At 72.0% G+C, this 20,544-nt stretch carries 22 protein-coding genes; 12 read left to right on the forward strand and 10 right to left on the reverse strand.

Features of this window, described 5'->3' with window-relative positions; genetic code table 11:
• Nucleotides 1-4: 4 nt before the first annotated feature.
• Both MUB56_RS07695 and MUB56_RS07700 read left to right on the forward strand, forming a co-directional pair.
• Nucleotides 5-1,189 (forward strand): allantoate amidohydrolase, encoded by a 1,185-nt coding sequence (locus MUB56_RS07695; RefSeq protein ID WP_244931315.1) that lies wholly within the window; start codon nt 5-7, stop codon nt 1,187-1,189.
• Complete coding sequence (locus MUB56_RS07700) at nt 1,186-2,538, forward strand: formimidoylglutamate deiminase (RefSeq protein WP_244931316.1); 1,353 nt, start codon at nt 1,186-1,188, stop codon at nt 2,536-2,538. Before MUB56_RS07695 ends, MUB56_RS07700 begins: the two co-directional genes overlap by 4 nt.
• A gap of 68 nt (nt 2,539-2,606) precedes the next feature.
• Here MUB56_RS07700 and MUB56_RS07705 read toward each other — a convergent pair whose 3' ends face one another.
• From MUB56_RS07705 to MUB56_RS07715, 3 genes are all read right to left on the reverse strand, one after another.
• Nucleotides 2,607-3,293, reverse strand: coding sequence for a hemolysin III family protein (locus MUB56_RS07705; protein ID WP_244931317.1), 687 nt, complete (start codon nt 3,291-3,293; stop codon nt 2,607-2,609).
• A gap of 303 nt (nt 3,294-3,596) precedes the next feature.
• The gene (locus MUB56_RS07710) at nt 3,597-4,223 is read right to left on the reverse strand and encodes a response regulator transcription factor (RefSeq protein ID WP_244931318.1); all 627 of its coding nucleotides are present in this window, start codon (nt 4,221-4,223) and stop codon (nt 3,597-3,599) included.
• A 100-nt stretch (nt 4,224-4,323) separates the two neighbouring features.
• On the reverse strand, nt 4,324-5,427 hold the full coding sequence (locus MUB56_RS07715; protein WP_244931319.1) for an ATP-binding protein: 1,104 nt from the start codon (nt 5,425-5,427) through the stop codon (nt 4,324-4,326).
• Nucleotides 5,428-5,630: 203 nt separating this feature from the next.
• Between MUB56_RS07715 and MUB56_RS07720 the strand changes: the two genes are divergently transcribed.
• The 3 genes from MUB56_RS07720 (at nt 5,631) to MUB56_RS07730 (ending at nt 7,519) form a co-directional block, all read left to right on the forward strand.
• Nucleotides 5,631-6,314 carry a response regulator transcription factor gene (locus MUB56_RS07720; protein WP_244931320.1) on the forward strand — a complete coding sequence of 228 codons (684 nt, stop codon included), beginning with the start codon at nt 5,631-5,633 and terminating at the stop codon, nt 6,312-6,314.
• Between the two features lie 183 nt (nt 6,315-6,497).
• The gene (locus tag MUB56_RS07725; protein ID WP_244931321.1) at nt 6,498-6,863 is read left to right on the forward strand and encodes an STAS domain-containing protein; all 366 of its coding nucleotides are present in this window, start codon (nt 6,498-6,500) and stop codon (nt 6,861-6,863) included.
• Nucleotides 6,864-6,877: 14 nt separating this feature from the next.
• Nucleotides 6,878-7,519 (forward strand): alpha/beta hydrolase, encoded by a 642-nt coding sequence (locus MUB56_RS07730; RefSeq protein ID WP_244931322.1) that lies wholly within the window; start codon nt 6,878-6,880, stop codon nt 7,517-7,519.
• Nucleotides 7,520-7,685: 166 nt separating this feature from the next.
• On the opposite strand, the gene MUB56_RS07735 is transcribed toward MUB56_RS07730, so the two are convergent.
• Nucleotides 7,686-8,288, reverse strand: coding sequence for a TetR/AcrR family transcriptional regulator (locus tag MUB56_RS07735; protein ID WP_244931323.1), 603 nt, complete (start codon nt 8,286-8,288; stop codon nt 7,686-7,688).
• 133 nt (nt 8,289-8,421) lie between these two features.
• Between MUB56_RS07735 and MUB56_RS07740 the strand changes: the two genes are divergently transcribed.
• The 5 genes from MUB56_RS07740 (at nt 8,422) to MUB56_RS07760 (ending at nt 14,089) form a co-directional block, all read left to right on the forward strand.
• A complete protein-coding gene (locus tag MUB56_RS07740) occupies nt 8,422-9,828 on the forward strand; it encodes an MFS transporter (protein WP_244931324.1) in 1,407 nt (468 codons plus the stop codon).
• 63 nt (nt 9,829-9,891) lie between these two features.
• Entirely contained in the window at nt 9,892-10,335 is a 444-nt protein-coding gene (locus MUB56_RS07745; RefSeq protein ID WP_244931325.1) for a Zn-ribbon domain-containing OB-fold protein, read from the forward strand.
• Complete coding sequence (locus tag MUB56_RS07750; protein WP_244931326.1) at nt 10,332-11,513, forward strand: lipid-transfer protein; 1,182 nt, start codon at nt 10,332-10,334, stop codon at nt 11,511-11,513. The genes MUB56_RS07745 and MUB56_RS07750 overlap by 4 nt, the downstream gene beginning before the upstream one ends.
• A gap of 26 nt (nt 11,514-11,539) precedes the next feature.
• Nucleotides 11,540-12,385 (forward strand): SDR family NAD(P)-dependent oxidoreductase, encoded by an 846-nt coding sequence (locus tag MUB56_RS07755; protein ID WP_244931327.1) that lies wholly within the window; start codon nt 11,540-11,542, stop codon nt 12,383-12,385.
• 72 nt (nt 12,386-12,457) lie between these two features.
• Entirely contained in the window at nt 12,458-14,089 is a 1,632-nt protein-coding gene (locus tag MUB56_RS07760; protein WP_244931328.1) for an NAD(P)/FAD-dependent oxidoreductase, read from the forward strand.
• A gap of 37 nt (nt 14,090-14,126) precedes the next feature.
• Here the strand turns inward: MUB56_RS07760 and MUB56_RS07765 are convergent, their stop codons facing one another.
• The 6 genes from MUB56_RS07765 to MUB56_RS07790 are packed head-to-tail and all read right to left on the reverse strand — an operon-like array spanning nt 14,127 to nt 18,292.
• Entirely contained in the window at nt 14,127-14,906 is a 780-nt protein-coding gene (locus MUB56_RS07765) for a hypothetical protein (protein ID WP_244931329.1), read from the reverse strand.
• A 46-nt stretch (nt 14,907-14,952) separates the two neighbouring features.
• Nucleotides 14,953-15,741 carry an SDR family oxidoreductase gene (locus MUB56_RS07770; protein ID WP_244931330.1) on the reverse strand — a complete coding sequence of 263 codons (789 nt, stop codon included), beginning with the start codon at nt 15,739-15,741 and terminating at the stop codon, nt 14,953-14,955.
• The gene (locus MUB56_RS07775) at nt 15,741-16,508 is read right to left on the reverse strand and encodes an SDR family oxidoreductase (protein WP_244931331.1); all 768 of its coding nucleotides are present in this window, start codon (nt 16,506-16,508) and stop codon (nt 15,741-15,743) included. Before MUB56_RS07775 ends, MUB56_RS07770 begins: the two co-directional genes overlap by 1 nt.
• Nucleotides 16,509-16,558: 50 nt before the next feature.
• A complete protein-coding gene (locus MUB56_RS07780; protein WP_244931332.1) occupies nt 16,559-17,017 on the reverse strand; it encodes a nuclear transport factor 2 family protein in 459 nt (152 codons plus the stop codon).
• Nucleotides 17,010-17,474, reverse strand: coding sequence for a thioesterase family protein (locus MUB56_RS07785; protein ID WP_244931333.1), 465 nt, complete (start codon nt 17,472-17,474; stop codon nt 17,010-17,012). Before MUB56_RS07785 ends, MUB56_RS07780 begins: the two co-directional genes overlap by 8 nt.
• 8 nt (nt 17,475-17,482) lie before the next feature.
• A complete protein-coding gene (locus MUB56_RS07790) occupies nt 17,483-18,292 on the reverse strand; it encodes an SDR family NAD(P)-dependent oxidoreductase (RefSeq protein ID WP_244931334.1) in 810 nt (269 codons plus the stop codon).
• A 197-nt stretch (nt 18,293-18,489) separates the two neighbouring features.
• Here MUB56_RS07790 and MUB56_RS07795 point away from each other — a divergent pair, with 197 nt between their 5' ends.
• A complete protein-coding gene (locus MUB56_RS07795) occupies nt 18,490-19,260 on the forward strand; it encodes an SDR family oxidoreductase (protein ID WP_244931335.1) in 771 nt (256 codons plus the stop codon).
• Between the two features lie 31 nt (nt 19,261-19,291).
• Nucleotides 19,292-20,509: an acetyl-CoA C-acetyltransferase gene (locus tag MUB56_RS07800; protein WP_244931336.1), complete on the forward strand. Its 1,218-nt coding sequence runs from the start codon at nt 19,292-19,294 to the stop codon at nt 20,507-20,509.
• The last annotated feature ends 35 nt before the right edge of the window (nt 20,510-20,544 follow it).

Genomic DNA, 20,544 nt, shown 5'->3' on the forward strand with positions numbered 1-20,544 from the left:
CCTCGTGCCCGACGACTTCGAGCGGATGTGGTCCGATCTCGCGCCGATCGGCCGGTCGACGGAGTCGGGCGGCTACTTCCGCCAGCCCTTCACCGGCGCGGAGCGCGAGCTCGATGCGTGGTTCCGTGAGCAGGCGACGGCGCGCGGCCTGCGCGTGGAGACCGACGAGATCGGCAACGTCGTCGCCTGGTGGGACGCGGGGAGCGGAGCCGGGGTGCTCACGGGCTCGCACCTCGACTCCGTGCTCGACGGCGGCGCGTACGACGGTCCGCTCGGCGTGGTCTCCGCCCTGGCCGCGGTCGACGAGCTGCGGCAGCGCGGCTTCGTGCCGGCCCGACCGATCGGGGTCTCGGTCTTCGTGGAGGAGGAGGGCTCCCGCTTCGGGCTGGCCTGCCTGGGCTCGCGGCTGGCGACCGGGGCGGTGTCGTGGGACGTGGCGCGCGAGCTGCGCGACCGAGACGGCCGGGCGTTCGCCGACGTGGTGGCCGGCGGCGCGTCGACCCTCCTCGACGGCGTCGGCACGTTCGTCGAGCTGCACGTGGAGCAGGGCCGCGACCTGGTCGACCGGGGCGCGGCGGTGGGGGTCGCGAGCGAGATCTGGCCGCACGGTCGCTACCGGTTCGACTTCACGGGTGAGGCCAACCACGCCGGCGCCACCCGCATGGAGGACCGCGCCGACCCGATGCTGGCGTACGCGACGACCGCGCTGGCCGCCGACGAGCAGGCCCGCCTCGCCGGTCAGCGGGCGACCTTCGGCCGGCTCGAGGTGGCCCCCAACGGCACCAACGCCGTGCCGTCGCGGGTGACCGGCTGGCTGGACGCGCGCTGCTCCTCCGACGACGCGCTGGCCGAGCTGGTGGCGGAGGTGACCCGGCACGGCACCGAGCGGGCGTCGCGCGACGGGACGGCGCTGTCGGTGACCCCGGAGTCGGTGTCGGGCGCCGTGGCCTTCTCCTCGGACCTGGCGGCCGCGATCGCGGCCGACCACGGCGACCGCGACTGGCCGATCATCCCGACCGCGGCCGGCCACGACGCCGGCATCCTGTCCGCGGCCGGCGTGCCGACCGCGATGCTGTTCGTCCGCAACCCCACCGGCGTCTCGCACTCCCCGGCCGAGAGCGCGACCGTGCCCGACTGCCACGCCGGCGTCACCGCGCTGGCCGACACCCTGGAGAGGCTGGCCGGGTGAGCCCGGCGTCGTACCTCCTGGAACGGGCCTGGGTCGACGGCGCCGTCCACGACGAGGTGCTGGTCGCCATCGAGGAGGGACGGTTCACCTCCGTCACCGTGGGCGGCCCCTTCGGACACTCCTTGGCTGCCGCTGGTTCCGAAACGGGCGGAGGTCCCCGGCCGACACGGATACCCGGCCTCACCCTCCCCGGCCTGGCCAACAGCCACAGCCACGCCTTCCACCGAGCCCTCCGAGGGAGGACCCAGCGCGACCGGGGCACGTTCTGGACCTGGCGCGAGCAGATGTACGCCGTGGCCGAGCGGCTCGACCCCGACACCTACTTCGCGCTCGCCCGGGCGACGTACCGGGAGATGGTCGCGGCCGGGATCACGACGGTCGGGGAGTTCCACTACCTGCACCACCGGACCGACGGGTCGCCGTACGACGACCCCAACGCGATGGGCCGGGCCCTGATCGAGGCCGCCCGGGACGCCGGGATCAGGATCGCGCTGCTCGATACCTGCTACCTCTCCAGCGGGTTCGGGCAACCGGTCGACGGGGTGCAGGTCCGCTACTCCGACGGCGACGCCGACCGGTGGGCGGCGCGGGTGGCCGAGCTGCCCGGCGACGACGGCACGGTGATCGGCGCGGCGATCCACTCGGTGCGAGCGGTGCCCGCGGAGCAGTTGGCCACCGTCGCCGAGGCGAGCAGCGGCCGACCGCTCCACGTGCACCTGAGCGAGCAGGTGCAGGAGAACGACGGCTGCCTCGCGGCATACGGCGTCACGCCCACCCAGCTGCTCGCCGACCACGGCGTCCTGGGCCCGATGACCAGCGCGGTGCACGCGACCCACCTCACCGCGGACGACATCGCCCGGCTCGGCGCGACCCGCACCCGCGCCTGCTTCTGCCCGACCACCGAGCGCGACCTCGGCGACGGCGTCGGTCCGAGCCGCCGGCTCCACGACGCGGGCAGTCCGCTCACCCTCGGCTCCGACAGCCACGCGGTGATCGACCTCTTCGAGGAGATGCGCGCGGTCGAGATGGACGAGCGGCTCGCCACCCGTCAGCGCGGCCACTGGAGCGCCGCCGAGCTGCTCACGGCCGCGACCACCACGGGACACGGCAGCCTCGGCTTCCCCGACGCGGGGGCGATCGAGCGGGGCCACCGGGCCGACCTCGTCACCCTCGACACCGCCAGCCCGCGCACGGCCGGCACCGGCGCGAACGGCGGCACGGCCGTGTTCGCGGCCACCGCGGCCGACGTCACCCAGGTGATGGTCGAGGGCCGGATCGTCTTCGAGCCGGGCGATCGAGAGCAGATCGGCCGCGACCTGGCCGACGTCATCGACCGGCTCCACGGGTGAGGTGAGGACTGAGATCGCGGGCGGCTTCGCGAGGCGACGATCGCCTCGACGTCCGCCGACGGTGCTGCTCAGTGCTGGTAGATCAGCACCGAGATCGCGACGTAGTGACAGACCCAGGCGCCGATGGTCAGGGCGTGGAAGACCTCGTGGAAGCCGAACCAGGTCGGTCGGGGGTCGGGTCGTCTGAGTCCGTAGACGACTCCTCCGGCGGTGTACAGGAGGCCGCCGGCGACGGTGAGGATCCCGGCACTCGCGCTGGTGGCGAAGAGGTCGCCAATGAAGGGTGCGAAGGACCAGCCCAGCACGAGGTAGAGGCCGGTGTAGAGCAGACGCGGGGCGTCGATCCACACCGCGCGGAAGACGACCCCCATGGCGGCACCCACCCAGATGACGACGAGGAGTGCCTCCCGGGTGCCGCCGGTGAGCACGGTGGCCGCCAGCGGGGTGTAGCTGCCCGCGATGATCAGGTAGATGTTCGCGTGGTCCACGCGTTTGAGTACGCCGTGGGCGCCGGGGCTCCAGGTGCCGACGTGGTAGACGGCGCTGGTCGCGAACAGGACCAGCCCGGCGAGGGAGTAGACGACGGCGGCCCAGGTGGTGGCCGGGGTCGGCGCCAAGCAGACCAGGACGATCCCCGCGGCCAGGACCACGGGCGTGACACCGGCGTGCAGCCAGCCGCGCAGGCGCGGCTTGAGAGCGTCGAGGCGCGCGCTCACGACCTGTTCGAGCTCGTCGGTCAGCGACTGGCTTGCCATGTCCTCAGTTCCTTGTCGTCTGTCACGACCACCCGGACCCTGCGGGCCCCGCTCTCTCCCCGGGAGAGGAGAGCGAGGCCCGGGGTGCCGCGGCCGTCGGTCGGTGGGCGGTCGCGCTGGGGGTCACGTGGACCAGGCAGCCGAACTGGCGCGCCCAGCACCGAGTAGCCCCGAGCGAGCTCTCGCACACTCTGAGAGTGCTCCCTAACCGGGGTGCCGGCCCGGGTCCAGGCGAGACTGTCGTCGAGATCACCCTGGAGGGGAGGACCCCGCGGAGGCGGTGTCGTCCCTGATCGGGTGGTCTCAGTCCGAGGGCAACCCGTGGTCGATGGCCCACCCCACGGCGCCCGAGCGGTGGGTCACGCCGATCTTGCGGTAGGCGCCACGGATGTGGGTCTTGACGGTGTTGACGCCCAGGAAGATCTCCTGGGCGATCTCCCGGTTGGTGTAGCCCTGGGCGATGAGGGCGAGGATCTGGTGCTCGCGGTCGCTCAGGCCGATGTCGCCGGAGGTGAGGTCGGTGCGGGACTCCTTGCTCGAGCCGACCGTGGGGTTCGGACCGGTGTCGCCGGCCTGCCATCCGGTGGTGGTCGACTCCAGGGCCTGCAGGACCTCGCTCACGGGAGCGACGAGGTCGAAGAAGCCGTCGGCGCCGTGGTCGAGGGCTCTCGCGGTCAGGTCCGGGCGCAGCGTGGTCCCGATGAGCATGACGATGGTCGCGGTCTTCTCGACCAGGACGTCGAGCGCGGTGGTGTCGCCGTCGGCGAGGAAGGCGACGTCGTACAGGGCGATGTCGGGCTCGGGCCCCTCGATGTCGAAGATCGCGGGGACGAACCGGCCCTGGGTCTCCCCGAGGATCGTGGCGATCCCGGTGGCGACGATGGGGTGCGGCGTGAAGACCGCGACCCGGATCGGTGGTGTCGTGCCCATACGGCGCTTCCTTCCCCGCCGACCGCGCTCAGAAACGACCCGAGCCAGCGGCGACGAACGCCACCGCTCGGCTGACTCGAGACGAGCGTAGACCGGGCGCCTACACCACTGCGCGATCGGTCGCCGTCGTCAGACACGGCAGCAGGAGGGTCGCTCGGAGGCCGCGCGGATCCGCGTTCGCGAGCTCGAGGACTCCGCCGTGGGCGAGGGCAACCGTGTGGGCGACCGCGAGACCGAGGCCCCGGCTGCTGACGGCCTGCTGCGGGTGGCTGCCTCGTTCGAAGGGCTCGACCAGCCGCTCGTGATCCGCAGCCGGGATCCCGCTGCCCTGGTCGATCACCACGACATGCAGATGGCACTCGTCGGTCCAGGCCCGCACCAGCACCTCGCTGTCGGACGGCGCGTACGTGACGGCGTTCGCCACGAGGGCTGCGATCGCCTTGCGCAGCCGGTCCGGGTCGACAGGTGCCCGGACGTGCTCGTCCGCCTCGACTCTCACCCGGGTGCCCGTGGTCGCGGCGGCCTGCTGTTCCTCGGCCACCTGCACGAGCATCGGCCGCAGGTCGGTGGCGATGCGTACGACGCGGGCCGCCTCGCCGAGGTCGACGAGGTCGGAGACCGTGTGCACCAGGTCGCTGAGGGACTCGGCCGCCCTCAGTGCAGCGGTCGCGCTGCGCGCCAGGTCTGCGGGGAGACGGTCCTTGGCGTCGGCGAGGAGCTCGGCGTGTCCGAACAGGGTGCTGAGGGGGGTCCGGAACTCGTGGTTGACGGTTTCGATGAGGCGACGGCGAAGCTCGGCCTGCTCACGAAGTGCGGCGCGCTCCGAGGTGATGTCCTCGACCATGACGATCCCGCCGACGATGATGCCGTCCTGGTTCCGCAGCGGCGCACCGTTGCAGCGCAGGTGGATCAGTCCGCGTTCCGGCACCTGGGCGGTCACCACCACGTCCGTGACGACCTCGCCGGCGCGAGCCCGGACCAGAGGCACCTCGTGCGGGCGGAGCGGGACGGTGCCGCTCTCGTCGTAGAGCCGGAAGCGCTCCGGGATCTCGTCCTCGGCGTACGGCTTGTCCTGGACGCCGAACAGGTGCTGGAGGGCGGGGCTGAGCAGGGTCATGCGTCCACGTGCGTCGGTGGCGGCTATTCCGGCCGAAGTCTGGGAGAGCAGAGTCTGCAGCTGAAGGCTGCCGAGGTCGTCGGCCATATCTCCCCTTGCCCCGGGTGGCGAGCCTCACACCTCGGTGCCGCTCGCGCGGTGCTCCATGATGACCCGCGCAGGTGAGCCGTGCCCGGTCGTCTCGGCACCGGGTCGTGGTCGTGACGTGATGGCCGCCGACCGACGTGCGAGGGTAGGGACGGCCCGCATCGACGAGATCGGGCCGGGTGACAGAGCTGATGAGGAGAACGGTGGAGCAGCCCCTTCGGATCGCGATCGTCGACGACTACGCGGTCGTCATCGCCGGGGTGGCGGCGTTCCTGGCGGATGAACGCATCGACGTGGTCGAGACGGGCGCATCGGTGCCCGTCGTCAGCGACGTGGACATCGTCCTCTACGACACGTTCGGCCAGATCGAGGGCGACGGCGTCGATCTCGTGGACTTCGTCCGCGACAGTGGCGCCAAGGTGGTCGTCTACAGCTGGAACCTGGAGCCGCAGATGGTCACGCAGGCGCTCGCCGCCGGCGCCAGTGGCTACCTGTCCAAGGTGCTCACCGGCCCCGAGATCGTGGCTGCCCTCCAGCGGGTCATGAACGGGGAGATCGTCGTCGTCACCGGCGACGACGAGACGAGTGTGGGCGGCGCCGGCGACTGGCCCGGTCGCTCGCACGACCTGTCGTCTCGTGAGGCCGAGATCATGGCGCTCATCACCCAGGGTCTGAGCAACGAGGAGATCGCCAAGCGTGCCTTCATCGGCGTCAACACCGTGAAGACCCACATCCGCACGGCCTATCGCAAGATCGGGGTGACCAGCCGGGCGCAAGCGGTGCTCTGGGGGGTCGAGAACGGCTTCAAGCCCGACACCCTGCGCACCCTCGACCCTGCTCTTCTCCTGCGTCGCCCGCCGCAGCCGCCCCGGCGGCCCGCGCCGTAGCCCGCACCGGCTGAGGAATCGACCCCGATCCTGGGGCCTGCTCGGCGGCACCGCGCCCGGAGTTCTCGACAGGTTCACCCACTGGGGTGGGACAGGCGTACGTCTGTACGGGGGTACCGGACACCGCTGGGCGAGGTACGCCGAGCAGCGGCGCAGGTTCGCGGATCGGTCGGGTCGAGGTGCGTGTACTCCCAACTGCTCATCAGCTACACCCTGCGTCAGGGGACCCTGCGCGTGGCCGACGTTCTCGACGGCGAGGCGGAGGAGGACCTGCAGCGCAGGATCGACGACGCGATCGCTGCGGGCTGCCTGCGGCTCGACGTCGACTGCCGCCGGGTCGTTCAGGCCGGGTGGGGCTCGTTGGCGGTTCTGTCCGCCGCGAAGGCGTATCTGGAATCGGTCGGCGGGGCACTGCGGGTGACCAGGGCCTCGGCGGCCTTCACGCGCACCGCACGGGCGGCGGGCCTGCACGAGCTCGTCCCTGGCCTGGCCACGGTGGCGGCCCTGGCACCCACTGCTCCTGTGGCCGAGCCGCCGGACAAGCCGTGATGGACGCGGATCCGGTGGCTGCCGTGCCGGGCCTGGGCCTCGGGGTCGAGGCGTGGCGCCCCGCCCTCGCCGCGCTCGGTGCGGGGCACGCCACGATCCACCTGCTCCCTGGGTACGGCGCACCGATCGAATCTGCGCGCACTCCGTCCCCGACCCAGCTCGCCGGACGGCTGTGCGACCGGCTCGCGCCCTCGTCCACGGTGTTCGCCCTCTCCTCGAGCTGTCAGCTCGTCGCTCACGCGGCCCGGCTCCGCCCGGATCTGGTGCGCCGGATCGTCCTGGTCGGTCCCACCACCGACCCGCGCGCTCGCTCCTGGGCCGGACTGGCCGGGCTGTGGCTGCGCACCGCCGTCCACGAGGAACCGCGCCAGCTGCCGTCGCTCGTCCGGCAGTACCGCCGTACGACGCTGCGGTCCATGTACGCCACGATGGACGTCTGCCGCCACGACAGCCTCCAGGTCACGCTGTCCCGGGTCGGGTGCCCGGTCGTGCTGGTGCGCGGCGTCCGCGACCGGATCGCCCGGCGGGACTGGGTCCAGACCCTCGCGGGGACGGCGCCTGAGCGGGTGGTCGTGGAGATCCCCGCCGGAGCGCACCTGGTGCCGATGACGCACCCGGCCCTGTTCGCCGAGCGCGTCGCCCCCGTCCTGGCCTGAGACGCGAGCCGCGCGGAGCAACCCGCAGGTCTTGTCGCGCAGGTAGGTGAGGACCGCGACGACCACCGCGACCAGGACGACGAGGCGACAGCCCCGAGGGTGGGCGTCAGCAGCGGCGGCGCCCGCCGTGCAGAGGCTTGTCCGTCGTGGGCGGCACGCGCTCCAGTCAGGCGTCGGAGGGAGTCCCGGCGCGACGGGCCGATCCGTCGAGGAGGATGCGGACGAGCAGGTCCGCGAGCTCGTCGGTCGAGTAGTTCTCGCGGGTGGGCCAGCGGTGCGTCGCCCACAGGGTGTCGCGCATCGTCTGGTAGATCACGTCGGTCGGTACGTCGTCGCGCAGCGTGCCGTCGGCGACGCCCGCCTCGATGGTCTCCATCCAGAGCGACCGCACCTTGCTGGTCGTCTCCTCGACCGGCTGGAGCAGGTCGTGCTCGCGCAGGTACTGATGGTCGCTCCGGTACATCGACGTGACGTGCGGGTGCTCGGCGATGAGGGTGAGCGTCTGGCGCACCAGCCCTCGGATGGCGGACAGGGTGTCCGGCGCACTGGAGAGCACGCCCTCCAGGTCCTCGCGGATCGCCACCATGTAACGCTCCAGGAGCTCCCTGACGATCGCGTCCTTGGAGCGGAAGTGGTGGTACAGGCTGCCGGGGAGCATGGCGGCCGCGTCGCCGATGTCGCGCACGGTGGTGCCGGCGATGCTCTTGGCGGCGAACAGCTCGCCCGCCTGCCGCAGGACCTCTTCGCGGCGGCCGGAGGGTTCGGTCATGCCGGAACCCTAGGGCTGCCGCAGGAAAACAAGCATTTGCTAGGTTGACCGACATGCTCATCACGACCCTCGGGGAGATCGGGTCCGGCGGCGCCTCCGGCGTCGGCGCGGCCACCGGCCGGTCGCTGCGCAGGTGAGTGACCGGCTGCGCTTCCACGGTCTGGTGCTCGTCGCGCTGGCGACGGGGATCGCCGTCAGCCTGGCCGCCCCCCTGGTGCCGATGATCGCCCGCGAGGAGGGCGTCGCGCTGGCCACCGCCCAATGGGCGCTCACCGGCAGCTTCCTGGTCGCGGGCGTCATGGCGCCGCTGCTGGGACGTCTCGGCGTCGGCCGTCGGCTGCGTCCGACGCTGATCGTCACCCTGGGGCTGGGCGTGCTGGGCGCGTTGCTGGCCGCGCTGCCACTCGGGATCTGGGGCATCCTCGCCGGGCGCGCCCTCCAGGGGTTCCCGTACGCCGTCGCGCCGCTGCTCTTCGCCGTCGCCCGCAACGTCCTTCCGGAGGACCGGATCGCCGGCGGGCTCTCCACGCTCTCGGTGGCCAACGTCGCCGCCGCCGGCCTGGGCTTTCCGCTCGTCTCGTTCGTGGCCATGGTCGCGGGCCTCGAAGGTGCCCTCTGGTTCGGCTTCGCCCTGATGGTGGTCGCCCTGGTCGTCGGCGTGGTCGTCGTACCGCCGTCGGCGGTGATCGCACCCGGTGGGCTGGACCTGGTGGGCGCGCTGCTGCTGGGTGGCGGCACCTTCGCCGTGCTGCTGGCGGTGAGCCGTGGCGGGCTCTGGGGCTATGCCTCGCCCCGGACGCTGGTGGTGGCGGGGGTCGGCGTGCTGCTCGTGCTGATGGCGTTGCGCTGGTTCGGCCGCGTCGCGGCCCCGCTGATCGACTTCCGGCTGGCGCGGCTGCCGGTGGTGCTCGGCGCCCACCTCACCGCGGTCCTCGCGGGGATCGGCATGTACGTGCTTCTGACCTGCGTCCTGGTCATCGCGCAGAGCCCGCCCGGCGAGGGCTACGGGCTCGGCCGTTCGGTGGCCGTCGCGGGCCTGATGCTGACGCCGTACTCGGCCCTCAGCGTGGTCGGGAACCGGATCGCGCTGCGTGCCGGACACCGCGTGGGGCCGGAGCGGCTGATCCCGATCGGGTGCCTGCTGTACACCACCGCGCTGCTCTCGCTGTGGCACTGGCACGCGAATCCGTGGCAGCTCGTGCTGGCGATGAGCGTCGGTGGCATCGCGAGCGGCGTGACCTTCAACGCGATCCCGTGGCTGGTGGTGCGCGCGGTGCCCAACGAGGAGACCGCCAGCGTGATGAGCGTGAATCTCGTGCTGCGGTTCGTGGGGTTCGCGATGGGCAGCGCGGTCGCGGTCGCCTTCCTCTCCGCCTTCGGGGGCAGCGCCACGAGTCCGAGCCGGCTGGGCTTCGAGACCGCGACGCTCGTCGGCGCCGGCATCTGCCTGGTCGCGTCGCTGGTCGCGGCCCTGCTCATGAGCCGCCCGGCCCGGTCGGGCGAACCCACTCCCGGGGACGGCGAGTCCCTGTTACGTTAACAACCAAATGCTTGCTCAAATTACGTCGTACTGCAGCCAGGACCCCCACCCGAAGGAGACCACGTGAGCAAGACGTCCGTGCCCCCGATCACCCGCACCCACGACAACGTCTTCTGGTTCGACGGCGCCCAGCAGGGTCGCCTGCTGATCCAGCGCTGCGCCGACTGCGCCACGCTCCGCCACCCACCCGGCCCCGCCTGCCCGGCGTGCCGATCCTTCGAGTGGGACACCATGGAGTCCTCGCGCCGGGGCACGTTGCACAGCTTCACCGTGATCCACCACCCGCAGGACCCGGCCTTCACCTACCCGCTGGCCGTGGGGCTGATCGACCTCGCGGAGGGCACTCGTCTGGTCGCCGACATCGAAGGTGTCGAGCCGGGCGACCTGCAGCTCGGGATGGAGCTGGAGGTCGTCTTCGGCGCGCACGCACACGACGAGACGCTGCCGCGGCTGCGGCCCGTTCCTGCCGCCGCCACCCCCTCCGAGCCCGACGGGATCACCGCATGAGCCAGACCTTCTCCCGACGCGCCGCCATCGCGGGCATCGGTGCCACCGAGTTCTCCAAGGACTCCGGCCGCAGCGAGTGGCGACTGGCCTGCGAGAGCGTGCTCGCCGCCCTCGCGGACGCCCAGATCGGGGTGGAGGAGGTCGACGGCTTCGCCCTCTTCACCATGGAGAACAACCCGGAGATCGCGGTCGCCCGCGCCCTGGGCATCCCGGAGCTGAAGTTCTTCAGCCGGATCCCGCACGGCGGCGGCGGCGCCTGCGCGCCCGTCCAGCAGGCCGCCCTCGCGGTCTCCAGCGGCGTCGCCGACGTCGTGGTCGTCTACCGGGCCTTCAACGAGCGCTCCGGCCACCGCTTCGGCGCGGGCCCGCCGCCCTTCGCCTACGCGCAGAACACCGACCAGGAGTACCGCAACTGGATCAACCCCTACGGGCTGCTCACCCCGGCCCAGCAGGAGGCGTTCCTGGCCCAGCGGTACATGGCCAAGTACGGCGCCACCAGCGAGGACTTCGGGCGGGTCTCGGTGCTGTCGCGCAAGCACGCGGCGAACAATCCGAAGGCGTGGTTCCACGGTCGGCCGATCAGGCTGGAGGAGCACCAGAGCTCGAGGTTCATCGCCGAGCCGCTGCGGCTGCTGGACTGCTGCCAGGAGAGCGACGGCGGTCAGGCGCTGGTGATCGTGAGCGCCGAGCGGGCCCGGGACCTGCCCCACCCGCCGGCCCTGATCAGCGGTGCCGCCCAGGGGGTGGGGCCGCAGCAGATCTCGATGAGCAGCTACTACCGGCCCGACATCGACGAGATGCCAGAGGTCGAGCTGGTGGCCCGGCAGCTGTGGCAGCAGTCCGGGCTGCGGCCCGCGGAGATCGACGCGGCGGTGATCTACGACGCCTTCACGCCGATGGTGCTGCTGCAGCTCGAGGAGTACGGCTTCTGCGGTCGCGGTGAGGCCAAGGACTACCTGCTCGACGGACACCTCGAGGTCGACGGCGCGCTGCCCGTCAACACCCACGGCGGGCAGCTCGGCGAGGGCTACCTGCACGGTGTCAACGGCATCGCCGAGGGCGTCCGGCTGGTCCGCGGCACCTCGACCAACCAGCCGCCGAAGGCGATCGACAACGTGCTGGTCACCGGCGGCTCGCCGGTGCCGCACAGCGGACTCGTGCTCAGCGCCGACCGCTGACGACGTACCGACCCGACAGGAGTCCCATGCATCCCGACGTCTCACTCCCGGACGCCGAGCGTCTGACCCGCGGCACCGCCCTGGTGACCGGAGGGGGATCGGGGATCGGCGAGGGGCTGGTACGCCGGCTGACCCGCCGGGGGATGACGGTGCTCGTGGCCGACATCGACCTCGACCGTGCCGAGACCGTGGCCGTCGGGGTGCGGGCCGACGGCGGCGATGCCCGGGCCCACGCCGTGGACGTCACCGACCCGGCCGCCGTGGACCGGCTCGCCCAGGAGGTCTTCGAGCGGCACGGCAGCCTGGAGCTGCTGGTCAACAACGCGGGGATCGAGACCGGCGGGCGGGTCTGGGAGGTCGATCCCGCCCGGTGGCGCAGCCTGGTGGCCGTCAACCTCGGCGGGGTCTTCCACGGCATCGCGGCCTTCGTGCCGCGGATGATCGCCCAGGGCTCGCCCGGGACGGTGGCCAACGTGGCCTCGGTCGGGGGAGTCACCTCGATGCCCTTCCAGGGGGCCTACATCGCCAGCAAGCACGCCGTGGTCGGACTCTCGGAGTGCCTCTTCCACGACCTCGCCGAGACCGGGTCGTCGCTCCAGGTCTCGGTGGTGCTGCCCGGCTGGGTGCGCACCCGGATCTTCGCCGACGCCGGCTCGCACGCTCCGCAGGGTGCCTCCGGGGCCGGGGAGCACTTCGAGGCCTTGACGGTCTCGAACCAGGAACGCGGCCTGGACCCGCTCGACGCTGCGGACCGGATCGTCGAGGGCCTGGCCGGCGGGGACTTCTGGGTCTTCACCGACGACCGCGGGCCCCGCCTGATGCGTCAGCGCGGCGAGCAGCTGCTCGCGGGGGGCCTGCCCGTCCAGCCGTGACGTCGCTCTCAGATTCAGCCTGAATGGTTGGCCGGACCTAGACAAACTATGCCTAACAGATACATTCCTCTTGTGAATGATCTGGAATGCACCCCCGACCGCGCCGCACCCACCGTCGACCCCCTCGATGTCCTGGTGGTCGGGGCCGGTTTCGCCGGCATGTACGCGATGATCCAGGTCCGGCGCAGCGGCCGGACGGTGCTCGGCCTCGAGGCGGCCGACGGCGTGGGCGGGGTCTGGTTCTGGAACCGCTACCCCGGCGCCCGGTGTGACGTGGAGAGCCTGGACTACTCCTACTCCTTCGACGAGGAGCTGCAGCAGGAGTGGGTGTGGTCGGAGCGCTACGCGACCCAGCCGGAGATCCGCAGGTACGCCGAGCACGTCGCCGACCGCTTCGACCTCTACCGCGACCTCCGGCTCGGTGTCCGCGTGACGAGCGCGGCCTTCGACGAGACGACCGCCCTGTGGACCGTGCGGACCGACACCGGCGACGTGCACCGGGCCCACTACGTCCTCTTCGCGACCGGCAGCCTCTCGACGCCGAACGTCCCGCCGATTCCCGGCCTGGACAGCTTCGCCGGCCGCATCCTGCTGACCGCCGAGTGGCCCGAGGGCGTCGACCTGACCGGCCAGCGGGTGGGTGTCGTCGGCACCGGCGCCTCGGGCATCCAGGCGATCCCGATCATCGCGGGGGTGGCCGAGCGGCTCACCGTCTTCCAGCGCTCGCCGAACTTCAGCGTGCCGGTGCTCAACCGCGACCTCCCGCCCGAGCGGCTCGAGGAGGAGAAGCGCAACTACGGCCACCGGCGGGCCGTCTCCCGGGCCAGCGGCGGCGGGTCGATGCACCAGGCCTACCCGAAGGCCTTCGAGGACATCGACGACGAGGAGCGCCGGGCCGCGTTCGAGGCCGGCTGGGCCACCGGCGGGGTGCTGTTCGGGAAGGTCTTCGACAACCAGATGACCGACCCCGTGGTCAACGCCGCGGCGCGCGACTTCGCCGTGGAGAAGATCCGCTCGGTCGTGCGGGACCCGCAGGTGGCCGAGGACCTGATCCCCGCCGACCACCCGATCGGCACCAAGCGGATCTGCACCGACAGCGGGTACTACGAGACCTTCAACCGCGACAACGTCGAGCTGGTCAACCTGCGCCGTGAGCCCATCACCGAGATCACCGGCTGGGGCATCAAGACCACGACCGGCTCCTACGAGCTCGACGTGCTGGTGCTGGCCACCGGCTTCGACGCTCTCACCGGCGCGCTGACCCGGGTCGACCTGCGCGGTCCTCGTGGCGACGTGCTGGCGGAGGCCTGGGCCGACGGTCCCGAGACCCTGCTGGGCCTGCTCGTCCCGGGCTTCCCGAACCTGTTCACCCTGCACGGCCCCGGCAGTCCGTCGGTCTTCGCCAACATGGTGATGGGCGCCGAGCACCAGGTCGACTGGGTGCTGGAGCTGATCGAGCACGCCGAGGCGGGCGGTCACACCAGGGTCGAGGCCCGGCCCGACGCGGCGACCGCGTGGACCGAGCACGTCGACCAGGTCGCCCACGGGACGCTCTTCCCGCAGGCCGACTCGTGGTACTCCGGCGCCAACATCGAGGGCAAGGCGCAGAGCTTCATGCCCTACCTCGGCGGGTTCAAGGGCTACACCGACCGGTGCGCGGAGGTGCGCGACGCCGGCTACGCCGGGATCGTCCTCTCCTCCTGAGGCCCTCGGGTGCCGGCGCGCGCCGCTCCCGCGGGACTCACCAGTCCTGCCACGGGATGATGGTGCGCACCGGCGTGGAGAGCAGTACGTCGGTGCCCGCACCCGAGGGATCGCCCTCGCCTGCGTCCGTCAGCGCCTGCTCCGCGGCCCGGATCCGCTCGGTGGTCTCGAGGGGCTCGCCGTCGAGGTAGACCAGGCGCAGCCGCAGCGAGCTGGGCGCGTGCACGTTGGTGTCCTTCATCGGCAGCGTCGTGTGCTTCTGGTGGTGGGAGAAGCTGAAGGTCCAGGCGCCGGCGACGCCGTCGAGGTCCAGGAGGGCCGGGATCAGCCGGCGGTCCTCCCAGGTGTGCCGGGCGTGGGTGGCCGCGCTGTGGTGGTCCTCGTGGCGGGTGAGGGTGACGTGCAGGCCGCGGTTGGGTCGGAAGGGCAGCACCTCGGGGCTGACCAGGGCCGAGGCGGCGGCGTACCCCTTCACGGGGCGGAAGAAGCCCAGCAGGTTGCGGTGCACCCCGGGCAGCAGCGGGCCGCGCCCCCACTGGAAGGAGTCCTCGCCGAGCCGGTCCCAGGCGCCGACCGACTCCTCGAGGGGCGAGCGGAACCAGTACATGGCGACGTAGTCGGTCTCGGCGTGCGTGGCGTCGGTGCCGGTACCGACCGCCTTGTAGTCCTCCGGCCGACCCCACCGGTCGCCCCAGGCCACCCCGGGGAGGGCCAGGTTCTCCGGGCGGTGGTCCAGCTGGTGCCACTGGTTGTAGACGCGGTGGTCCGCGGGGGTCGCGTCGCTCAGCGTGACGAACGAGAAGAAGGCCAGGTCCATGACGTCTACCTATCGGGAGTAGGGGGAGGTTGTCGGTCGGGCCGGCTCACTGGGTGACGGTCCAGCCGCCGTCCACGGGCAGGAGGACCCCGTTGACGTAGGCGGCGAGGGGCGAGAGCAGGAACAGGATGGCCAGGGCCATGTCGTCGGCGGAGCCCATCCGGCGCAGCGGGATCCGGCCTAGGATGTGCTGTCCGGCCTCGGAGTCGGCGTAGCCGGCGAGCCGGGGGGTGTCGGTCATCCCGGGCGCCACGCCGTTGCTGCGGAACTCCCCGGCCCGGTGGGCCGCGAGGTGCCGGACGTAGCCCATCACCGCGGCCTTGGACGCGGAGTACCAGTCGCTCTCCGTGCCGACGAGGTTGCCGGCCACGGAGGTGGTGGCGACCATCGCGGCGCCCTCCGGCAGACCGGTGGCCGCCCAGGTCTCGGTCATCCGCCGGACGCTGCCGACGCTGATCCGCACCGCCTCGTCGAACTCCAGCGGCACCGAGGACGGCGGACCGGCGTTGTTGGCCAGGTAGCGGGCGGGGCCGAACCTCCCGGCGAGCTCGGCGAAGCCGTCTCGGACCGTGGCCTCGTCGGAGACGTCCCCGACGACCGTCATCACCTCGCCGCCCGTGGCCCCGATCTCTTCGGCCAGGGTCGCCAGCGGCCCGGCCTGCAGGTCCCAGGCCGAGACGCGCAGTCCCATCCGCGCGGCGTTCAGGGCCACGGCACGTCCGATTCCGGATGCAGCGCCCGTCACCAGCAGGGTGTCGCCCCGGGTGAAGCCCAGGTCGACGCGGTCCTGCGTGGTGGGGTCCAGGGGTCGTCCCCGACCCGGCTGCCCGGTCATCAGACGCCGTACCCGCCGTCGACGTCGAGCTTCTGCCCGGTGATGAAGCCCGCCTTGTCGGAGGCCAGGAAGCCGACCGCCTCGGCGATGTCGACGGCCGTGCCGAACGTGCGCAGCGGGATGTTGGAGCGGGCCACGGCCAGGGCGCGCTCGTCCAGGTCGCCGGAGGCGATGAGCCGCTCGGCCATCCCGTCGGTCAGCATCCCCGGACCCACGCAGTTGACGCGGACGCCGAAGCGGCCCTCCTCGGCGGCGAACGCCCGGACCAGTGCCTCCACCGCGGCCTTCGGCGCCGAGGAGAGACCATCGCGGGTGGGGTAGCGCGAGGTGGCCGCCGTGGTGACGGCGGTCATGGAGCCCCGGGTGGCTCGCAGCGAGGGGAGCAGGGCGTGCATGAGGTTGAAGAACGCCTTGGCGTCGGAGTCGAGCTGCTGGGAGAACTGCGCGGGCCCGACGCGGGAGAGGTGCACCATCGGGACGTGCGGACCGGCCGCGTGCACCGCCACGGAGACGTCACCCAGGTCCCGGACCAGCGCCTCGAGCGTGGACGCGACCGCGTCGCCGTCGGCGAGGTCGACCGCCTCGACGTGCACCACCCGGTCGCCGAGCTCCTCGACGAGGTCGTCGGGACGGCTGCTGCGGGTCAGCAGGGCCAGGCGGTGCCCGTCCTCGGCGAGACGGCGGCAGATCGCGCGACCCAGGCCCCCGCTCGCCCCGGTCACCAGGGCCAGCCGGGGGGAGGTCGAGGGTGCTGGGGTCTCGGTCATGCGGGCGCCTCCGTGGGTCCTTGGCAGCTGATGCGGGTCATGTCGTCTCCTCAGCGGTGCGCGGAGATCCGTTGGGTGTGGATGAAGTCGAGCCGGAGCTCGCGCCGTCGGATCCGCCAGACGCCCGACTCCCGGACGTAGGTGTCGTCGTAGTGCAGGTGCCAGACCACGTCCCGCTCACCGTCGAGGTGGTGGGCCACGCAGGCGACCCGACCGACGGCGCGGTTGTCGTCGAGGGCGTCGTACACCTCGCCGACGAGCTGGTGCGAGGTCAGCATGAGGCCGGCCAGGACCGACAGGTGCTCGGCGATGGCCGCCCGGCCGCGCAGCTCCAGATGGGGCTCGAGCCGCTCCGGCGGGGTCGGCACCACCAGCTCGCCGTCCTCGGCGAACAGCTCGGCCAGGTCGCTGGTACGACGCTGGTCGGCCAGCGCGGCGTACCGGTGCACCAGATCGCCGAGAGCGAGCCTCAACGCCGCTGGATCCTGAGGAGCGCTCACGTCAGACATGCTCGTCCTCCTGCTCCAGCGCGACGCCGCGCGCCCAGCTGTCCAGGTGGCGCTGCAGGATCGCCGGGATCGGTGTCGCCGCGCCGGCCGGCGTGACGGTCACGACGGTGATCAGCGCCTGGGCGACCAGGACGCCGTCGCTGGTGCGCACCATGTGGTGGACCATGTCGAAGGAGCCCTTGCCGACCCGGCCCACGCGCAGCTCGATCCGGATCTCGTCGAAGAGACCGACCGGTACGAGGTAGTCGCACTCGGTGTGGCAGGTCACCGACCAGAAGCCGTGCCGCTCGCTGAGCTGGTCCTGGCGCAGATCGTTGAGGAAGAACCACTCGCTCTGCATCCGCTCCATCCACGGGAACCACGCCCCGTAGTAGAGGATGCCGGCGGGATCGGTGTCGGCGTAGCTGAGCCGGAAGGTCAGTGAATGCAGGGCCGGCGTGCTGGGTGGTGCTGGCATGGCTCTCCTCAGGCGTGCAGGGGGAAGTTGGTCCAGCCCTTGCCGTCGACCCGGGCGTACCACCCGGACGCCGCGAGGGTGCCCCCGTCGACGGGGATGGTGTGGCCGGTCAGGTAGGACGCGGCATCGGAGGAGAGGAACTCGATCACGGCGGCGTACTCCTCGACCCGACCGAAGCGACCCAGCGGCACCCAGGTGGGGATGAGGGCCGGGTCCTTGCCGTTGAGCATCAGCGCGGCCGGGGTCTGCTCGCTGTCGGCCAGGTCGGGTGCGATGGCGTTGACCCGGATGCCGTGGCGGCCCACCTCCACGGACAGGCTCTTGGTGAACGCCGAGACGCCGGCGTTGTACGCCGAGTAGACGGCGTTGCCGGGGATGCCCCGGAAGGCCTCGACGGTCGAGTTGTTCACGATCGCCGCGCCGCCGCCCTGCTCGATCAGGTGCGGCAGTGCCGCGTGGGTCAGCCGCAGCACGTGGAGGAGGTTGAGCTCGTGCAGTCGCTCCCACTGCTCCGGACGGCTGCGCAGGAAGTCCTTGGACGCGGGTCGGAAGTCGCCGACGTTGTTGATCAGGACGTCGATGCGCCCGGTGATCCCGAGCGCGGTCTCCACGACGCGCGCCACGACGTCGGGCTCGACGATGTCGCCGACCACGACGACACAGCTGCCCCCGGCGGCGACGATCTCGTCCCGGGTCGCCGCGGCCGCGTCCCCGTCGATGTCGTTGAGCACCACGGTGTCCCCGCGGGCCGCGAGACGTCGCGAGGTGGCCCCGCCGATACCGAGTGCGCCCCCGCTGACAATGCTCACTCTGCTCATTTTGACAACCTAGCACTTGGTTGGTTCATGTCCAGGGTGTGCGACGTCTCGCGCGCGATGGGGGAGTGGGCCGGTGATGGGTCCAGAGGTTCAGTGGCGCGTTCCACGACTGCTGCTCGCGGATCGGCTCTTCCTGTACGGTAGAGCAACCTAGCACTTGTTTGGTACGAATCATCCCGCAGAGAAGAGGCAGACCCATGGCGTTCACCATCGACCTGACCGACCAGGTCGTCCTGGTCACCGGCGGCGCACGCGGCGTCGGCGAGGGGATCGTGCGGACCTACCTGGCTGCCGGGGCGCACGTCGAGATCTGCGGTCGCAGCACGCCCGAGAGCCTGAGCGAGGTCGAGGGTCGCAGCTCGCACTTCACGGCCGTGGACGTCCGCGAGTCCGACCAGGTGTCCGCGTGGATCGAGGACATCGTGTCCCGCCGCGGCCGGATCGACGTCGTGGTCAACAACGCCGGTGGGGCGCCGTACTCCGACTTCGTCGCGGGGTCGCCGCGCTTCCACGCCAAGATCAACGACCTCAACTTCATGTCCGCCCTGCACGTCATGCACGCGGCGTACCAGCACCTGAAGGAGGCCGAGCACGGGGTCGTCGTCAACATCACCTCGATCTCGGCCCGCCGCCCGAGCCCCGGCACCGCGGTGTACGGCGCGGCCAAGGCGGCCCTGGAGAGCCTGACCACCAGCCTCGCCGTCGAGTGGGCCCCGGACATCCGGGTCAACGCCGTGAGCTGTGGCCTGGTCGCCACCCCCGGGTCGGCCGACCACTACGGCGACGCCGAGCAGTTCGCCAAGGTGGCCGCCACGATCCCGCGCGGCGTCTTCGCCACGCCCGAGGAGGTCGGCCAGGCCTGCCTGCTGCTGACCTCGCCGCTGGCCAGCCACGTCACCGGCGCGGTGCTCAACGTGGACGGGGGCGGCGAGTGGCCCGCCTTCCTCCAGCACACCCCCAACGCCTGACTCGTCGTCACCCCAACCACCAGGAGCTCCCGTGCCCGAAGCAGTCATCGTCTCAGCCGCCCGTTCCCCGATCGGGCGTGCCTACAAGGGGTCGCTGAAGGACCTGCGTCCCGACGACCTCGGCGCCCAGATCGTCGAGGCCGCGCTGGCCGCCGTACCGGCCCTGGACCGTACGACGGTCGAGGACCTGATGCTCGGCTGCGCCCAGCCGGCCGGTGAGCAGGCCTACAACCTGGGCCGGATGGTCGCGCTGCGCCTGGGCCTGGACGGGGTGCCCGGCACCACCGTCCACCGCTACTGCGCCTCGTCGCTGCAGACCACCCGGATGGCCCTGCACGCCATCCGCGCCGGCGAGGGCGACGTCTTCGTCTCGGCCGGGGTCGAGTGCGTCTCGCGCTTCGCCCAGGGCAAGTCCGACGGGATGCCCGACACCCGCAACCCGGTCTACGCCGAGGCCGCCGAGCGGGGCAAGGAGCGCGCCGAGCGGGGTGAGCCGTGGGTCGACCCGCGCACCCAGGGCTTCGTGCCCGACGCCTACCTCGCGATGGGGGAGACGGCCGAGAACGTGGCGCAGCTCTTCGACGTCTCGCGCCGGGCCCAGGACGAGTACGCCGTGCGCAGCCAGAACCTGGCCGAGGCGGCGGCCGACCGGGGCTTCTGGAAGACCGACATCACGCCGGTCGTGCTGGCCGACGGCACCGTGGTCGACACCGACGACGGTCCGCGCCGGGGCGTCACGATGGAGAAGGTCTCGTCGATGCAGCCGGTCTTCCGGCCCGACGGCACCGTCACGGCCGCCAACTGCTGCCCGCTCAACGACGGGGCGGCCGCGCTGGTCATCATGAGCGACACCCGCGCCAAGGAGCTGGGCATCACGCCGCTGGCCCGGATCGTGGCGTCCGGTGTCTCCGCGCTGAGCCCGGAGATCATGGGCATGGGACCGGTCGAGGCGAGCCGGCAGGCGATCGCCCGGGCCGGGATCTCGATCTCCGACATCGACCTGGTCGAGATGAACGAGGCGTTCGCCGCCCAGGTGCTGCCCTCGGTCGACCAGCTCGGTCTCGACCTGGACCGGGTCAACGTCAACGGCGGCGCGATCGCCCTGGGCCACCCCTTCGGGTCCACCGGCGCGCGGATGGCGACCACCCTGATCCACGGCCTGCAGGAGCGCGACGCCCAGTTCGGTCTCGAGACCATGTGCGCGGCCGGCGGCCAGGGCATGGCGCTGGTCCTCGAGCGCCTGAGCTGACGCCCACGAGAGAGGCCCCGCCCGGCGTTGCCGGG

This window comes from Nocardioides sp. W7 (assembly GCF_022919075.1).
Taxonomy (GTDB): Bacteria; Actinomycetota; Actinomycetes; order Propionibacteriales; family Nocardioidaceae; genus Nocardioides.

Excerpts from the sequence above, each read along its gene's own strand:
- MUB56_RS07755 (WP_244931327.1), top strand. The coding sequence starts at position 11,540 with ATGCATCCCGACGTCTCACTCCCGGACGCCGAGCGTCTGACCCGCGGC.
- MUB56_RS07765 (WP_244931329.1), bottom strand. The coding sequence starts at position 14,906 with ATGGACCTGGCCTTCTTCTCGTTCGTCACGCTGAGCGACGCGACCCCC.
- MUB56_RS07705 (WP_244931317.1), bottom strand. The coding sequence starts at position 3,293 with ATGGCAAGCCAGTCGCTGACCGACGAGCTCGAACAGGTCGTGAGCGCG.
- MUB56_RS07710 (WP_244931318.1), bottom strand. The coding sequence starts at position 4,223 with ATGGGCACGACACCACCGATCCGGGTCGCGGTCTTCACGCCGCACCCC.
- MUB56_RS07770 (WP_244931330.1), bottom strand. The coding sequence starts at position 15,741 with ATGACCGGGCAGCCGGGTCGGGGACGACCCCTGGACCCCACCACGCAG.
- MUB56_RS07735 (WP_244931323.1), bottom strand. The coding sequence starts at position 8,288 with ATGACCGAACCCTCCGGCCGCCGCGAAGAGGTCCTGCGGCAGGCGGGC.
- MUB56_RS07790 (WP_244931334.1), bottom strand. The coding sequence starts at position 18,292 with ATGAGCAGAGTGAGCATTGTCAGCGGGGGCGCACTCGGTATCGGCGGG.
- MUB56_RS07715 (WP_244931319.1), bottom strand. The coding sequence starts at position 5,427 with ATGGCCGACGACCTCGGCAGCCTTCAGCTGCAGACTCTGCTCTCCCAG.
- MUB56_RS07795 (WP_244931335.1), top strand. The coding sequence starts at position 18,490 with ATGGCGTTCACCATCGACCTGACCGACCAGGTCGTCCTGGTCACCGGC.
- MUB56_RS07750 (WP_244931326.1), top strand. The coding sequence starts at position 10,332 with ATGAGCCAGACCTTCTCCCGACGCGCCGCCATCGCGGGCATCGGTGCC.
- MUB56_RS07785 (WP_244931333.1), bottom strand. The coding sequence starts at position 17,474 with ATGCCAGCACCACCCAGCACGCCGGCCCTGCATTCACTGACCTTCCGG.
- MUB56_RS07780 (WP_244931332.1), bottom strand. The coding sequence starts at position 17,017 with ATGTCTGACGTGAGCGCTCCTCAGGATCCAGCGGCGTTGAGGCTCGCT.
- MUB56_RS07775 (WP_244931331.1), bottom strand. The coding sequence starts at position 16,508 with ATGACCGAGACCCCAGCACCCTCGACCTCCCCCCGGCTGGCCCTGGTG.